The following is a 15,187-nucleotide window of genomic DNA, read 5'->3' as shown; positions in this document are numbered from 1 at the left end:
CCCTCGCCACAAAGGTGGGTGTCACATTGGCGACCGGGTTATTTGGCCGCCCACGCGTTAAAGCGCTGCTCCAGTTGCTCACCGTTATCCGCCCAGAAGCTCACGTCGATCTGCACCTGATTGGCGATGTTTTCCGGGGTAGTCGGCATGTCCTTCAGGATGTCCTTGGCCAGCAACGGTACGGCTTGGGTATTAGCCGGGCCGTAGGCGATGTTTTCCGAATAGGTCTTCTGCTGCTGCGGCTGCACCGAGAAGGCGATGAATTTCTTCGCCGCGTCAGCACGGTCCTTGGCCAGGCCTTTTGGAATGGCCCAGGCGTCGAAATCGTAGATCCCGCCGTTCCACACCACTTTCAGATTGCTTTCTTTCTGCACGGCGGCGATCCGACCGTTGTAGGCAGAACTCATCACGACGTCGCCAGAAGCGAGGTACTGCGGCGGTTGGGCGCCCGCTTCCCACCACTGGATATACGGCTTGAGTTCATCGAGTTTCTTGAACGCGCGGTCCTGGCCATCTTTGCCGGCCAGCACTTTGTACACATCCTTCGGCGCCACACCGTCAGCCATCAAGGCGAATTCCAGGGTGTACTTGGCGCCCTTGCGCAGGCCGCGCTTGCCCGGGAATTTCTTGGTGTCCCAGAAATCTGCCCAGCCGCCTGGTGGAGCTTTGAGTTTGTCGGCGTTGTAGGCCAGCACGGTGGACCATACGAAGAAGCCCACGCCGCACGGCTGGATCGCGCCCTTCACGTAGTCGCCCGGGTTGCCGAACAGTTTCGGGTCCAGGGGTTCGAACATGTCTTCGTCACAACCACGGGACAGTTCCGGCGACTCCACTTCCACAAGGTCCCAGGACACGCTCTTGGTGTCGACCATGGCCTTGACCTTGGCCATTTCACCGTTGTATTCGCCGGCGACGATCTTGCCGTTGCCCGCGCTTTCCCACGGTGCATAGAAGGCCTTGACCTGCGCCGCCTTGTTCGCGCCACCAAAGGACACCACCGTCAAATCAGGGCCTGCCATGGCCTGTGTCGCGCCCATCAAGCTCAGAGCCAGGGCGGAATATTTCAGGGATCTCAACATTGTTGTTCTCTCCACGTGCGAGGTTGGTGAAGCAAGGGGGCGATCAATTCGCCTCTAGAAGTGGGTCGAGTGCGCGAACGTACTCGACTTGCCAGCCAATCGGTACCACGTCGCCGACCGCCAGGGCCGTGTCCAGCTCGGCGATCGGTTGTTTCACAAAAAAATCGGACTTGCCGCAGACTTCCAGGCGCACTCGCACGTGGTCGCCCAGGTAGATGAATTCGGCCACGCGCCCGGAAAAGCGGTTGACGCAGCTCTCGCTGGAACCATTCAGGCTGACGCGCTCCGGGCGTACCGACAGGGTCACCGGACCGCCGACCTGGCCAACGTTCACCGCCAGCGCCTCGACCTTTTCGCCACGCGCCAGCTCGACCACGCAACGGTCGCCGGTGTGGCTGTGGAGACGGCCATTGAGGCGGTTGTTCTCGCCGATGAAGTTGGCGACGAAGGTGTTTTTCGGCTCTTCATACAAGGTGCGGGGAGCGGCGATCTGCTGGATCTCGCCCTGGTGGAATACCGCCACCCGGTCGGACATGGTCAGCGCTTCGCCCTGGTCGTGGGTCACGTACACCACGGTCACGCCGAGGCGCTGGTGCAGGTGCTTGATCTCCATCTGCATGTGCTCGCGCAGCTGCTTGTCGAGGGCGCCGAGGGGTTCGTCCATCAGCACCAGCTGCGGCTCGAACACCAGCGCCCGGGCCAGGGCCACCCGCTGCTGCTGGCCGCCGGAGAGTTGCGCCGGGTAGCGCTGGGCGAAGGCATCGAGCTGGACCATGCTCAGTACACGCTTGACCCGCTCGCTGATGTCGGTCTTGCTCAGGCCGCGTACAGAGAGCGGAAATGCCAGGTTCTCGGAGACGGTCATGTGGGGGAACAGCGCGTAGTTCTGGAACACCATGCCGATGTCACGCTTGTGGGGCGGCACGTTGTTGATGGAACGACCGGCCAGCTGGATCTCGCCTGCAGTGGGGGTCTCAAAGCCGGCGAGCATCATCAGGCTGGTGGTCTTGCCCGACCCGGACGGCCCGAGCAGGGTCAGGAACTCGCCCTTGCGAATCTCCAGGTTGAGGTCTTTGACGATCAGGTTCTCGCCGTCGTAGCTCTTTTGCACGCCACGAAAGCTGACCAGTACATCATTTGAATCCACCTCGCTCATACCCGCACCTTTTTGTTTTGGACTGCCATGGACCCAGCGTAGTCCAGCTGCAAGCCCGCGGAAATCGGGGGCCCGGAGAGATTGGCATCAGCAGGATGGAAGGTTTGGGGTAGGGATCGCCCTACACGGATGGCGGGCACAGAACAGTGCGACAGCTGCAGGTGGCAGGAATGGGTTTTCTAGCGGTACAGGGTGGTCGCAAATAGATAGGCGGCTATAGAAGCTTGTGTTCCATGGCGTACTTCACCAGTTCCGCCAGGGAGGTGATATTGAGCTTTTGCATCAAGCGCGCCTTGTGGGTGCTGATGGTCTTGCTGCTCAAAGCCAACTGCTGGGCGATGTCATTGACGTTGGCGCCTTGGGCCAGGCGCTCGAAGACCGAGAACTCGCGCTCCGACAACAGCGAATGCAGCGGCCGGGAGTCGGTCAGGCCGACTTCGAAGACCATGCGGTCTGCCAGGTCCGGGTCGATATACCGCCCGCCCGCCGCGACCTTGCGGATCGCCGTCAGCAGCAGCGCCGGGTCACTGTCCTTGGTGGCGTAGCCGGCGGCACCGACCTTCAGCGCACGAGCGGCCATTTGCGCTTCGTCGTGCATCGATAGCACCAGGATCGCCGGGGGATTGTTCAGCGCACGAATCCGCGGAATGGCTTCCAGGCCATTGACGCCAGGCATCGAGATGTCCAGCAACACCACCTCGCAGAGCACGTGGCGCAGGGTCTCCAGCAACTGCTCGCCATTGCTCGCCTCGCCCACCACCAGCAGGTCCTTGGCCAGGCCGATCAGTTGCTTGATGCCTTCGCGAACGATGGTGTGGTCTTCAGCTACCAGTACACGGATCACTGTGGATGTCCTCTTCTTTTGGTTATCAATCCAGCGGCACTGTCACGCTCAGGGTGGTGCCTTCGCCCAATTCACTGTCCAGGCTCAGTTGCCCGCCCATGATCAACACCCGTTCGCGCATGCCCACCAGGCCAAACGACACTGGTCGACCGGGGGCCTGGACGAAACCAATGCCATCGTCGCTGATGGTCAGCCGCAAGTTCGCGCCCTCCACCACCAGCGTCAGTTCGACAGTATGCGCCTGGGCATGGCGCATCACATTGGTCAGTGCCTCCTGCAGGATGCGGAACAGGCCGATGGCCTTGGCGTCGCTCAGTAGCGGCAGGTTATCCGGCACCTGCACCAGGCACGGAATCTGCGTACGGGCTTCGAAACGCCGGGCCTGCCATTCGATCGCCGAGGCAATCCCGGCATCGAGAATTGGCGGACGCAAGGCGGTGGCCACATCGCGTACCAGTTGGAACAGTTGGGCGATCAGGCGCTTCATACTGTTCAGCCGCTCGTGCAGGCCGGGATCCAGTTGCGCGTAGGTCAGTTCGCACATCGAGGTTTCCAGCTTGAGCACGGTGAGCATCTGCCCCAGTTCGTCGTGCACTTCCCGGGCGATGCGGGCCTTCTCTTCCTCGCGCACGGTTTCCAGGTGGGCCGACAATTCCCGCAGTTGCGCGCGGGAGGCGTCCAGCTCCAGCTCAATGCGTTTGCTCTCGCTGATGTCCCAGACAATTCCGTCCCAGACCACGGCGCCGTCTTCCAGGCGCCGGGTCACAGCCTTGATATCGGCCCAGCGCTGCTCGCCCAGGCGGGTCAGGATGCGGCCCTGCCAGGCCCAGTTACTCTCGGTCTCGATGGCCTGGTCCTGGGTGCGGTGATAACTGGCGCGGTCGTCGGGATGCACCAGGCTGCGAATGCCCATGGCCGGATGGCTGAGCACTTCCGGCGCGTAACCCACCAGCCCCTCGCTCCCCTGGCTGATGTAGGCGAACTCGATCGCCTCGCTGCGCGGCAAGCGCTCCAGGCGAAACACCAGCCCCGGCACATTGGCGGCGATCCCTTGCAGCCGCGCTTCACTTTCCTGCAAGGCCGCGAGGGCCCGGCGGCGCTCGGTGACGTCGTTGAGGTAGACCACCAGGTATTCGCCGTCGGCAAAGCGCAGGAAACTCAGGGACACGTCGGCCGGTAATACGCTGCCATCGGCGCGCAGGCAATTGGTCGCAAAACTCTGCGGCCCGTCTTCGCTGGCCCGGGCGCGCTTCCACAGGTTGAGCCAGCGGTCCATGGTCAGCGTCGGGTCGAATTCGATCAGCGGGCGTTCGATCAGGGCGCCGGCGGCGTAGCCGAGCATGGTTTCCGCCGCCTGGTTGGCGTAGCGCACATGACTGTCCCAATTGACCCAGAGGATGCCGACGGTGCTTTGGTCGATGGAGAACTGGGTCAGGCGCAAGGCTTCAGCACCGGCGGCGCGGGCGGCACTTTCTTCCCGGGCGGCCAGCAGGTTGTGTTCCAGGCCGCGTTGCTGGCGGCGCTGCCAGAACACCACGGCCAGGCTGGCGAGCAAGAGAAGGCCGAGAAGCAAGGTGAGGTTTTGCCAGAAGCCGGGGGACTCGGTCACACGAGGATATTTGGGCTGCAGCCAGCGTGTGTGCAACTGGTCCAGATCACGGGCGGGAATCGAACGCAAGGCGCTTTGCATGATGTCGGCCAGCTCTGGCCAGTCGCGGCGCGTCGCCACCCGCAACAATTGCGGCAGGCCGATATCGCCCACCACGGCGAGGCCGGCGAACTCGGTTTCCCCAGACAACCGGCTCAATTGCGCCTCATCCACCACCGCATACCGCGCCTGCTGGCTCACCAGTAATTGCAGGGCCTGGCGCTCCATGGGCACGCCTTGCAGGTTGAGACTCGGATAGGTGCTGCGCAGGTAATCCGCCACGGCGCTGGGCATGCGCACGGCGACGCGGGATTGGTCGTCGAGTTTTTCCAGGTCGACAGCGGTGCTGCCATCGCGAACCCCGACGATGTGCTGGGGCACCCGCATATACGGATCGGAGAATAACCACAGGCGCAGGCCGGCCGGGGTTTGCAGCAGACCGGGGGCGAGGTCGACCTCGCCGTCACGCACCGCCGCCTCCAGTTGCTCCTGATTGGGAAAGTTGCGCCAGGTCAGTTCGATATTCAGCGCCTTGGCCAGCCACTGCATCAATTCGACGTTGGCCCCGGACAGCCGCTGCAAGCGCCGATCGTATTGGGCATAAGGCGCCTGCAATACCAGGCCGACCCGCAGGTCCGGATGTTGGTCGAGCCATTCACGTTGGCCGGCATCAAGCTGCGCCTGGTGAGTGGCAAGCGCAGGCACGGCACCCGCGATCAAGGGAAAGCATAAACAGCCGATAACCAGCAGGTAGCGAAAACCCATGATCCACGTCTCATATCACTGACAAATACTGACCAACCCATTAGGCTGCCGGAATCACTTCTGGCCGGAAATCAACGATGCCACTTTCCCACCGCTCGGCACTGCCAGCATTGTGCCTGTCGCTGCTGTTTACCAGCGCCTTTTGTGTCGAGGCTGCCGACACTCCCGCTCCCGCTCCGGAAAAACCGGTGGTACGCCAGCCCTTGCCCGAGCGCAGCCAAGAAGAAGCCAACGCCCTGGAGCGACAAATCCCGCAGCAGGAACAGCAACAGTTGCAGGCAGGAAGCGATTCTTTCCTGGCCCTGTGGAAGCCGGCCAACACCGGCGAGCCTGAAGGCGTGGTGATTATCGTCCCGGGCAATGGCGAAAGTGCTGACTGGCCTCAAGCAATCGGGCCGTTGCGCAAGAAATTGCCGGACGCTGCCTGGGGCACCCTGAGCTTGTCGCTGCCGGACCTGACCCTGGACACGCTGCCACCCCGGGTCATCGAATCGCCCAAGGCGGCCGTGGACACCAGCAGCAAAGACGCGAGCACCGTCGCCAAACCCGTGGAGCAAGCCGCCAGCGCCGAAGCTGAAGGCACCGACCCGGCCGTGGTTCCGGGCAACGATGAACAAGACAAGACCGATGCCACGCGAATCTTCGCGCGCATTGACGCCGCCCTCGCCTTCGCCCAGACCCAGAATGCCCGCAGCATTGTGTTGCTCGGCCACGGCACCGGCGCATGGTGGGCCGCGCGTTACCTGAGTGAAAAACAACCGGCGCAGGTGCAGAAATTTGTCATGGTGGCGGCGCAGACGCCCGCAAGTCGGCAACCCGATCTGCTACAACTGGCTCCGACCTTGAAACTGCCCACGGCAGACTTCTTCTACCAGGACAGCGCCCAGGCAAGCAAAGCCGCCCAGGAGCGCTCCCAGGCCAGCAAGCGCTTGAAGAACGGCAGCTACAAGCAGGTGTCGTTGAAGGCCTTCCCCGATAACAGCCCGGCCGGACAAGAGCAACTGTACCGGAGGATTCGCGGTTGGCTGAGCCCGCAAAAACCGGAGGACTGATCGCCGCTGTTGAAACTGATAAAGATCAACTGTGGGAGCTGGCTTGCCTGCGATACAGGCAACTCGGTTTCACTGATGCGCCGAGGTGACGCCATCGCAGGTAAGCCAGCTCCCACAGTCAGCGAAAGTCTCGTCTTTCGCGAATCAGCGCATAGGCGTTATGCAGCTCGCGGGTACGCTCGGTCGCCTCCCGCACCTGGGCTGGACTGGCACCACTGCCAGCAATTTTGTCCGGGTGGTGCCGGCTGAGCAGGCGCCGGTAGGCGCGTTTGATCACCGAAGGCTCAGTGGTCGAGGTCACCCCCAGAATCCGCAGCGCCTCCTGATAGGCCCCGCCACGATTGGCCAACGGTTTGCGCTCTGGCTCGTAGTCAGCCGCCAGCGCCTGGACCTGCTGTACCGTCCAACCCAGCCATTTGCCCCATTGCTCAATCAACTCGCGCTCGGCAGTACTGGCCTTGCCGTCCGCCCAGGCCATGCGCCAACAGGCACGCAGCACACCCTCCGCCGCATGAGGCTGGGCCTTGAGCACGCCCAAATAACCGCGCACCCGGTCCGAGCCGGATTTGCCGCGATTGAACGCGGCAATCGCACGGCGCTGAGCCGGCTCGGACATGTCCAGCGAGCGCATTTCCTGGCGCGCCTGCTGGATATGCCCGTCCACTACCCGGCCATTACTCTTGGCCAGGCGGCCGAGCAACACGAACAGCAATTCGTCATTACGCAGCGCCGACCGACCGCCGAGGCGCTCACGTAGCTGCGCCCAGCTTTGCAGTTCCAAACGCCGGTCCAACGCCTGGCCCAGCAACGCGCCCAACATAGCCCCCGGAATGCTGGCAATGGCAAAGCCTGCCCCGGCTCCGATCAGAGTCCCTGGCCACAACATCCTAGTTCCCCGCTGTCAGCAGGGTTTCGACTTGCGCCAGGCGCTCCAGTGTCCCGACATCGATCCAGCGTCCGTTCATGTGTTCCCCCGTCACCAACCCTTTCGCCATGGCGTCACGCAACAGCGGCGCCAGTTTGAAAGCACCCGTACTGCAACCCGCGAACAGCTCGGGATGGAGTACGGAAATGCCACTGAAGGTCAGGTTATCGGCACCAGGAGCGGCATCATGAAGTGCGCCGTCCTTTATGTAGAAGTCACCGCCGGACGGGTGATGGGGCGGGTTGTCGACCATTACCAGGTGGGCCAGGCCATTCAACGGCTGTTTCAGGCTGGCAAAGTCGTAATCGGTCCAGATGTCGCCATTGACCACCAGGAACGGTTCGTCCCCCAGCAGCGGCAAGGCCTTGAAAATCCCGCCGCCGGTTTCCAGCGGCTCGCCTTCGGCCGAGTACTGGATACGTACGCCGTACTGCGCGCCGTCTCCCAGGTAGCCTTCGATCTGCTGGCCGAGCCAGGCATGGTTGATGACGATATCGGTGAAGCCGGCTTTCGCCAGCGCCTCGAGGTGATACTCGATCAGGCGCTTGCTGCCGGCCTGGATCAGCGGCTTGGGCGTGTGCAGGGTGAGCGGGCGCATCCGCTCTCCTTTGCCGGCGGCCAGGATCATGGCCTTCATACCGCCGCCTCGACGCGCAGGCTCGCCAGCAACTCACCCAGTTCGCTCAACTCTGGCCGGTCCGCGAGTACCGCCTCTATATAAGCAAAGAAGCGCGGCACGTCCGCCAGGTAGCGTGGTTTGCCATCTCGATGGCAAATGCGCGCGAAGATGCCGATCACCTTCAGGTGACGCTGTACGCCCATCAGGTCGCTGGCCCGCAGGAATTCTTCAAAGTCTGCCTGCACCGGTATGCCCAACTCGCCAGCACGCTGCCAATAACCGCGCTGCCATTCCCGCACACGAGCCTGCGGCCAACTGAGGAACGCATCCTTGAACAGGCACGTGATGTCGTAGGTCACCGGGCCGTAGACCGCGTCCTGGAAATCCAGCACGCCGGGGTTCGGCTCGCTGATCATCAGGTTGCGCGGCATATAGTCGCGATGCACCAGCACCTTGGGCTGGGCCAGCGCGCTGTCGATCAGGTGTTCGCTGACGCGCTGCCACAGGCCAAGTTGCCGGGCGTCGAACTCGATACCCAACTCCCGGCGAACGTACCATTCAGGAAACAATTCCAGCTCACGACGTAACAGCGCGACGTCATAGCTGGGCAATGGCGCCTCCATCGGCAATTGCTGGAAAGCCAGCAACGCGTCGATGGCATCGGCGAACAATTGATCAGCATTTTGCTCGTCAATCACGTCCAGATAGGTTTTTTTCCCCAGGTCGTTAAGCAAAAGAAAGCCGCGAATCAGATCTTGCGCATAAATTTTCGGAACATTTATTCCCGATTGACCGAGCAAATGAGCGATATCGACGAAAGGTTTGCAGTTTTCCTGGGGGGGTGGAGCGTCCATTACGACAAATCTGCGACCTCCTCCGTCCCATCGGAAGTAACGCCTGAAACTCGCGTCACTGCTGGCCGCAGTCAACGTGGCCGGGGGTACGACACCCCAGCCCTGGGCGGTAAAAAGGCTGGGCAATTGCTCATCAAGCCAGACTTTCAGCTGTTGCAAACGTAGATCTTGGTCGGGCATTACAAGGGTCTCCGACGGCGCTAGCCGTCAAGCGGGTCATGCTTTATTATCACGCATCTTTTTCAGACCATCGAGAGGCGTGCGGCCCACACCGCGGGCAGATGGCACGCAGGAAGCCCGGACTAATAAGATGGCATTGAAATCCCCCGCGTTTCGTAGAAAATTTCCGTTGCTGGTAACCGGCAGTCTGCTGGCCATGCAACCTTTCGCCACCTCATTCGTGGTCGCCGCGGAACAGTATGACTGCTCAGTCTCTGCTTCGGGTGCCTGGGATTGCGCGCCGAAGACGGCCGCAGCCCCGCTGCCACCGCGCCCGGTGCATGACGGCAGTGCCGTCAGCTCCGCCAGTGGCACGCCGCAAGGCGAGTCCGGCGGCAGTGCCGAGGCCGTGCCGCAGACCACGCTGGTCACCGAGGCCAAGGGCCGTGGCCTGCGTTCGCGCAGCGCCGACTACAGCCATCTGGACTGGGTCCCTCGCGAGAAGCTCACCGCCGCGCAACTGGCCGAAACCGGCCCGTACTGCTCCGGCGCGTACATCGAGCCGATCCGTCCTGGCATGAACGACAAGACGAACAAGAGCGACGCGCCGACCTTCATCGGCGCCAAGGTCTCTCGTTACGAGCAGGAACAGCAGGTTGCTTCCCTGGCCGGTGACGTCGTCATGCGCCAGGGCAGCATGCAGGTCGAGGCCGACGAGGCCAACCTCTACCAGGCCGAGAACCGTGGCGAGCTGAACGGCAATGTCCGTCTGCGCGACAACGGCGCCCTGCTGGTAGGCGACCACGCTGAAGTCCAACTGGACACCGGTGCCGCCAAGGTCGACAACGCCGAATACGTGATGCACAAATCGCGCATCCGCGGCAACGCGCTGTACGCCAAGCGCGCCGAGAACGCGATCATCCGTCTCAAGGACGGTACGTACACCACCTGTGAGCCGAACAGCAACGCCTGGCAGCTCAAGGGCAACAACATCACGCTCAACCCGGCCACCGGTTTCGGTACGGCGACCAACGTGACGTTGCGAGTGAAGGACATTCCGATCCTTTACACCCCGTACATCTACTTCCCGATCGACAACCGCCGTCAATCCGGCTTCCTGCCGCCGAGCTTCAGCACCGGTGGCGAGACTGGCTTCACGCTGGTTACGCCGTACTACTTCAACCTGGCGCCGAACTACGATGCCACGTTGTACCCGCAATACATGACCAAGCGCGGCATGTTGATGGAAGGCGAATTCCGCTACCTCACCAAGTCCAGCGAAGGCCAGTTTGGCGGCGCGTACCTGAACGACGATAGCGACGAGCGAAGCAAGCAGACCGACTACGAAAAAACCCGCTACATGCTCAACTGGCAGCATAAGGGCGGGTTGGATTCGCGTGTACTGACCCAGGTTGATTACACGAATATCAGCGATCCATATTACTTCCAGGATTTGAAGTCCTATCAGGAAGGGATCAAGAGTTCGGACTACATCAATCAGCAAGGTTCGGTGACCTATCGTGGTGATAGCTACCAGGCGCGGCTGAATCTTCAGGCTTACCAATTGGCGACGATCTCCCAGATCACGCCTTATAACCGCTTGCCGCAGATCACCTTCAATGGTCAGCTGCCGTACCATCCGGGCGGGTTGAACTTCTCTTACGAGACTGAAGCAGTACGCTTTGATCGTGACCTAGAGAACGGCACCTTTACCGATGAAAATGGCCTGGTATCGCCTCGCCTGGATACCTACGTAACAGGTCTGACCCGTGCAAACGGTACTCGTCTGAACGTAGCGCCAGCCGTCGACTACCCGATGAACTGGACTTATGGCTTCGTTACGCCAAAGTTGAAGTATGTCTATACCAAGTACGATCTTGATCTGGACAGCACCGGCAAGAATCAGATTATCGCAGCGCAAGCAGCGTCAACTGCAGCCAACCCTTATGCCGGCGGCAGCTTCAAAAGCTCGCAAGACCGCGCAATTCCGGTTGCCAGCGTAGACAGCGGCCTGTATTTCGACCGCAACACCAACTGGTTTGGCAAAGACTACCGCCAGACGTTGGAACCTCGTGCGTTCTACCTGTACGTACCGAATAAAGATCAGAGCGATATCCCGGTATTCGACACCAGCGAGTACTCGTTCAGCTATGCATCCCTGTTCCGCGACAACCGCTTCAGCGGCTCTGACCGTATCGGCGACGAGAACAAACTGTCTCTGGGCGTGACTAGCCGCTGGATCGAAGAGAACGGTTTCGAACGTCAACGCGTTGCAATCGGCCAAGCCATTTACTTCAAGGATCGTGAAGTACAGTTGCCTGGCATCCTCGCAAGCCAGCGTGATGATGCGCAATCCAACGTTTCACCGGTTGCACTGGACTACGAGTTCCGCTTCAACCGCGACTGGCGTGCCACTGCCGACTACAACTGGGATACCGAAAGCCATAGCCCACGCTCCGGCAGTGCGATGTTCCACTATCAGCCGGAAGATAACCCGAACAAGGTCATCAACGTCGGCTACCGCTACCGTAACGACCAGGTTGTTTACAACCAGCTGACCGGCAAATACCAGTTTGGTGGCGACTACGGCAGTGCTTCGGACCCGTCGACCTTCATCAAGGATTACTACAAAATCCAGCAACACGACTTCTCGATGATGTGGCCGATCGTTCCGCAGTGGAACCTGATCACCCGCTGGCAGTATGACTATGCCCGCAACCGCACCCTGGAAGCTTTCGGTGGTTTCGAGTACGACAACTGCTGCTGGAAACTGCGCGTCATCAACCGTTACTGGGTTTCCAACGACGAATACAGCCAGATCGCCCCGCTGAACGAAAAGGGTGACCACGGGCTCTTCTTCCAGATCGTCCTTAAAGGACTCGGCGGCCTGACCGGCGCCAAGGTAGAGAGCTTCCTCGACAAAGGCATTGAAGGTTATCGTGAACGTGAAGACCAAGCTTTCTGATTGTCTGCGCCCGCTGATGCTGGGCGCGCTGTTCCTGGGTACTGCCGCAGCTCACGCTGCGGTTCAACCGCTGGACAAGGTAGTGGCCATCGTCGATAACGACGTGATCATGCAGAGCCAACTGGACCAGCGGGTCAAGGAAGTTCAGCAAACCATCGCCAAGCGTGGTGGCGGCGTACCGCCGACCAGCGTGCTGGACCAGCAGGTGCTCGAGCGCCTGATCGTTGAAAACCTGCAATTGCAGATCGGCGATCGTTCCGGCATCCGTATCAGCGACGAAGAATTGAACCAGGCTGTCGGCACCATCGCCCAGCGCAACAACATGAGTGTTGATCAGTTCCGCGCCGCCCTGGCTCACGACGGTCTGTCCTATGAGGACGCCCGTGACCAGATTCGCCGTGAAATGATCATCAGCCGTGTGCGTCAGCGCCGTGTGGCCGAGCGGGTTCAGGTGTCCGAGCAGGAAGTGAAGAACTTCCTGGCCTCTGACCTTGGCAAGATGCAGCTTTCCGAAGAACTGCACCTGGCCAACATCCTGGTTCCTACCCCAGACAGTGCCAACGCTGAACAGCTCAACGCTGCCGCGGCGAAAACCCAAGCTATTTATGACCGGCTCAAGCAAGGCGCTGACTTTGCTCAGATGGCCATTGCCCAATCCGGCAGCGACAACGCCCTCGAAGGTGGTGACATGGGCTGGCGTAAAGCCGCTCAACTGCCACCTCCGTTCGACCGCGAGCTGAGCGCCATGGAAGTGGGTGGCATCACCCAGCCTGCGCGCACGCCAGGCGGTTTCATCATCCTCAAGTTGCTCGGCAAGCGCGGTGGCGAAGAAGCCCAGATGAAGGACGAAGTTCACGTTCGTCACATCCTGGTCAAGCCAAGCGAGATCCGTACCGAAGCCCAAACCAAGGAACTGGCCCAGAAGCTCTATGACCGCATCGAAGCGGGCGAAGACTTCGGCGAACTGGCGAAGAGCTATTCCGAAGACCCGGGTTCGGCGCTTAACGGCGGTGATCTGAACTGGATCGACCCGAAAGCACTGGTTCCCGAGTTCCAGGACGTCATGGCCAAGACTCCGCAAGGCGTACTGTCCAAGCCGTTCAAGACCCAATATGGCTGGCATGTGCTGGAAGTCCTTGGCCGTCGCGCCACTGACAACACCGCTCAAGCCCGCGAGCAACAAGCCCTGACCGTGCTGCGTAACCGCAAATACGACGAAGAGCTGCAAACCTGGTTGCGTCAGATCCGTGACGAAGCCTACGTAGAGAACAAGCTTCCTGGCGCCGACCAAACAGGCACCGACCAGGCAGTCCAGTGAAACCCAAGCGTTTCGCATTGACACCCGGCGAGCCGGCCGGCATTGGTCCTGACCTGTGCCTGCTGCTCGCCTCGCACACCCAGCCACACCCCCTGATTGCCATCACCAGCCGCGACTTGCTCCTTGAGCGGGCCGCGCAGCTGGGTGTGGCCGTCGATCTGCTATCGGTGGGCCCAGGCAACTGGCCTGACCTTCCGGCACCGGCAAACAGCCTGTACGTATGGGATACCCCGCTGGCGGCCAAGGTCGTCGCCGGGCAACTGGACAAGGCCAACGCTGCCTTCGTCCTGGAAACCCTGACCCGAGCCGGCCAGGGCTGCATCGACGGGGATTTCGCCGGAATGATCACCGCGCCCGTACACAAGGGCGTGATCAATGAATCGGGGATCGCCTTTTCCGGCCATACCGAATTCCTCGCCGAACTGACCCACACCGAACAAGTGGTGATGATGCTGGCAACGGGCGACCTGCGGGTGGCGCTGGTGACCACTCACCTGCCCCTGCGGGAGATTGCCGACGCCATTACCCCCGAGCGCCTGGAGCGTGTCACACGCATCCTGCACGCCGACCTGCAACAGAAATTCGGCATCGCCCAACCACGCATCCTGGTCTGCGGGCTCAACCCCCACGCCGGTGAAGGTGGCCACCTGGGCCATGAAGAAATCGACATCATCGAACCAACCCTGGAGCGTCTGCGCCTTGAGGGCATGGACCTGCGCGGCCCATTGCCTGCCGACACTCTGTTTACCCCCAAATATCTGGAGCACTGCGACGCAGTGCTGGCGATGTACCATGACCAGGGGCTGCCCGTGCTGAAGTACAAAGGCTTCGGCGCCGCCGTCAACGTGACGCTGGGCCTGCCGATCATCCGCACCTCCGTCGACCATGGCACCGCCCTGGACCTCGCAGGCAGCGGCAAGATCGATACCGGCAGCCTGCACGTGGCCCTGGAAACCGCCTATCAGATGGCCGAGACCCGTATATGACCGAGCATTACCAACACCGGGCGCGCAAGCGTTTCGGGCAAAACTTCCTGCACGACGCTGGCGTGATTGACCGCATCCTGCGCTCCATCCATGCCAAGCCCGAAGACCGCCTGCTGGAAATCGGTCCGGGCCAGGGCGCCCTGACCCAAGGCCTGCTGAAGAGCGGCGGCCAGTTGGACGTGGTTGAGTTGGACAAGGACCTGATCCCGATCCTCAACCAACAGTTCGCCGGCATGCCCAACTTCAACCTGCACCAGGGCGATGCGCTGAAGTTCGACTTCACCAGCCTCAATGCGGCGCCCAACAGCCTGCGGGTGGTCGGCAACCTGCCGTACAACATCTCCACCCCGCTGATTTTTCACCTGCTGAACAACGCTGGCATCATCCGCGACATGCACTTCATGCTGCAAAAGGAAGTGGTTGAGCGTCTGGCCGCAGGCCCTGGCGGCGGTGATTGGGGTCGTCTGTCGATCATGGTTCAGTACCATTGCCGCGTAGAGCATCTGTTCAACGTCGGCCCGGGCGCGTTCAACCCGCCGCCGAAGGTCGACTCCGCCATCGTGCGCCTGGTGCCTCACGCGGTGCTGCCGCACCCGGCCAAAGACCACAAATTGCTGGAACGCGTGGTGCGCGAAGCGTTCAACCAACGCCGCAAGACCTTGCGCAATACGCTCAAGGCTTTGCTCAGCAACGCTGAAATCGAAGCCGCCGGCGTCGACGGCAGCCTGCGCCCCGAGCAGCTGGACCTGGCCGCCTTCGTGCGCCTGGCTGACCAGCTCGCCATTCAGCCTGCACCAGCGGCCGAATAAGTAGAGTC

The 15,187-nt window shown here is 61.3% G+C and carries 12 protein-coding genes; 5 read left to right on the top strand and 7 right to left on the bottom strand.

The window, feature by feature from the left end; genetic code table 11:
- Positions 1-38 precede the first annotated feature (38 nt).
- From K0H47_RS25005 to K0H47_RS24990, 4 genes are all read right to left on the bottom strand, one after another.
- On the bottom strand, positions 39-1,079 hold the full coding sequence (locus K0H47_RS25005; RefSeq protein WP_010167251.1) for an ABC transporter substrate-binding protein: 1,041 nt from the start codon (positions 1,077-1,079) through the stop codon (positions 39-41).
- Between the two features lie 43 nt (positions 1,080-1,122).
- On the bottom strand, positions 1,123-2,235 hold the full coding sequence (locus K0H47_RS25000; protein ID WP_219273797.1) for an ABC transporter ATP-binding protein: 1,113 nt from the start codon (positions 2,233-2,235) through the stop codon (positions 1,123-1,125).
- Between the two features lie 214 nt (positions 2,236-2,449).
- Positions 2,450-3,079 carry a response regulator transcription factor gene (locus K0H47_RS24995; protein WP_063026779.1) on the bottom strand — a complete coding sequence of 210 codons (630 nt, stop codon included), beginning with the start codon at positions 3,077-3,079 and terminating at the stop codon, positions 2,450-2,452.
- 25 nt (positions 3,080-3,104) lie between these two features.
- Positions 3,105-5,492: a PAS domain S-box protein gene (locus tag K0H47_RS24990; protein ID WP_219273796.1), complete on the bottom strand. Its 2,388-nt coding sequence runs from the start codon at positions 5,490-5,492 to the stop codon at positions 3,105-3,107.
- A 77-nt stretch (positions 5,493-5,569) separates the two neighbouring features.
- Here K0H47_RS24990 and K0H47_RS24985 point away from each other — a divergent pair, with 77 nt between their 5' ends.
- Positions 5,570-6,544, top strand: coding sequence for an alpha/beta hydrolase family protein (locus tag K0H47_RS24985; protein ID WP_219273795.1), 975 nt, complete (start codon positions 5,570-5,572; stop codon positions 6,542-6,544).
- Positions 6,545-6,662: 118 nt separating this feature from the next.
- Here the strand turns inward: K0H47_RS24985 and K0H47_RS24980 are convergent, their stop codons facing one another.
- Genes K0H47_RS24980 through K0H47_RS24970 form a run of 3 tightly spaced genes read right to left on the bottom strand, consistent with a single transcriptional unit; the run spans position 6,663 to position 9,122 of the window.
- Positions 6,663-7,430 carry a TerB family tellurite resistance protein gene (locus K0H47_RS24980; RefSeq protein ID WP_219273794.1) on the bottom strand — a complete coding sequence of 256 codons (768 nt, stop codon included), beginning with the start codon at positions 7,428-7,430 and terminating at the stop codon, positions 6,663-6,665.
- A gap of 1 nt (position 7,431) precedes the next feature.
- Positions 7,432-8,106, bottom strand: coding sequence for an N-acetylmuramate alpha-1-phosphate uridylyltransferase MurU (gene murU / locus K0H47_RS24975; protein WP_219273793.1), 675 nt, complete (start codon positions 8,104-8,106; stop codon positions 7,432-7,434).
- Positions 8,103-9,122 carry an aminoglycoside phosphotransferase family protein gene (locus K0H47_RS24970; protein WP_219273792.1) on the bottom strand — a complete coding sequence of 340 codons (1,020 nt, stop codon included), beginning with the start codon at positions 9,120-9,122 and terminating at the stop codon, positions 8,103-8,105. Before K0H47_RS24970 ends, murU begins: the two co-directional genes overlap by 4 nt.
- A gap of 130 nt (positions 9,123-9,252) precedes the next feature.
- On the opposite strand from K0H47_RS24970, the gene K0H47_RS24965 reads away from it, so the two are divergent.
- From K0H47_RS24965 to rsmA, 4 genes are read left to right on the top strand one after another with little or no spacing between them, the layout of a single operon-like run.
- Positions 9,253-12,066 (top strand): LPS-assembly protein LptD, encoded by a 2,814-nt coding sequence (locus K0H47_RS24965; RefSeq protein ID WP_177025540.1) that lies wholly within the window; start codon positions 9,253-9,255, stop codon positions 12,064-12,066.
- Complete coding sequence (locus K0H47_RS24960; RefSeq protein ID WP_374106776.1) at positions 12,047-13,384, top strand: peptidylprolyl isomerase; 1,338 nt, start codon at positions 12,047-12,049, stop codon at positions 13,382-13,384. Before K0H47_RS24965 ends, K0H47_RS24960 begins: the two co-directional genes overlap by 20 nt.
- A complete protein-coding gene (pdxA, locus tag K0H47_RS24955; RefSeq protein WP_093204434.1) occupies positions 13,381-14,370 on the top strand; it encodes a 4-hydroxythreonine-4-phosphate dehydrogenase PdxA in 990 nt (329 codons plus the stop codon). The genes K0H47_RS24960 and pdxA overlap by 4 nt, the downstream gene beginning before the upstream one ends.
- On the top strand, positions 14,367-15,179 hold the full coding sequence (rsmA, locus tag K0H47_RS24950; protein WP_076017896.1) for a 16S rRNA (adenine(1518)-N(6)/adenine(1519)-N(6))-dimethyltransferase RsmA: 813 nt from the start codon (positions 14,367-14,369) through the stop codon (positions 15,177-15,179). The genes pdxA and rsmA overlap by 4 nt, the downstream gene beginning before the upstream one ends.
- Positions 15,180-15,187 lie beyond the last annotated feature (8 nt).

This window comes from Pseudomonas sp. Xaverov 83, from assembly GCF_019352905.1.
Lineage (GTDB): Bacteria > Pseudomonadota > Gammaproteobacteria > Pseudomonadales > Pseudomonadaceae > Aquipseudomonas > Aquipseudomonas yamanorum.
The sequence above is the reverse complement of the archived record's forward strand: the minus strand, read 5'-3'. Positions and strand labels throughout refer to the sequence as shown.

Bases quoted from the DNA above. Each gene is read 5' to 3' on its own strand.
- K0H47_RS25005 (WP_010167251.1), bottom strand. From the start codon at position 1,079: ATGTTGAGATCCCTGAAATATTCCGCCCTGGCTCTGAGCTTGATGGGC.
- K0H47_RS25000 (WP_219273797.1), bottom strand. From the start codon at position 2,235: ATGAGCGAGGTGGATTCAAATGATGTACTGGTCAGCTTTCGTGGCGTG.
- K0H47_RS24990 (WP_219273796.1), bottom strand. From the start codon at position 5,492: ATGGGTTTTCGCTACCTGCTGGTTATCGGCTGTTTATGCTTTCCCTTG.
- K0H47_RS24985 (WP_219273795.1), top strand. From the start codon at position 5,570: ATGCCACTTTCCCACCGCTCGGCACTGCCAGCATTGTGCCTGTCGCTG.
- K0H47_RS24980 (WP_219273794.1), bottom strand. From the start codon at position 7,430: ATGTTGTGGCCAGGGACTCTGATCGGAGCCGGGGCAGGCTTTGCCATT.
- murU (WP_219273793.1), bottom strand. From the start codon at position 8,106: ATGAAGGCCATGATCCTGGCCGCCGGCAAAGGAGAGCGGATGCGCCCG.
- K0H47_RS24970 (WP_219273792.1), bottom strand. From the start codon at position 9,122: ATGCCCGACCAAGATCTACGTTTGCAACAGCTGAAAGTCTGGCTTGAT.
- K0H47_RS24965 (WP_177025540.1), top strand. From the start codon at position 9,253: ATGGCATTGAAATCCCCCGCGTTTCGTAGAAAATTTCCGTTGCTGGTA.
- rsmA (WP_076017896.1), top strand. From the start codon at position 14,367: ATGACCGAGCATTACCAACACCGGGCGCGCAAGCGTTTCGGGCAAAAC.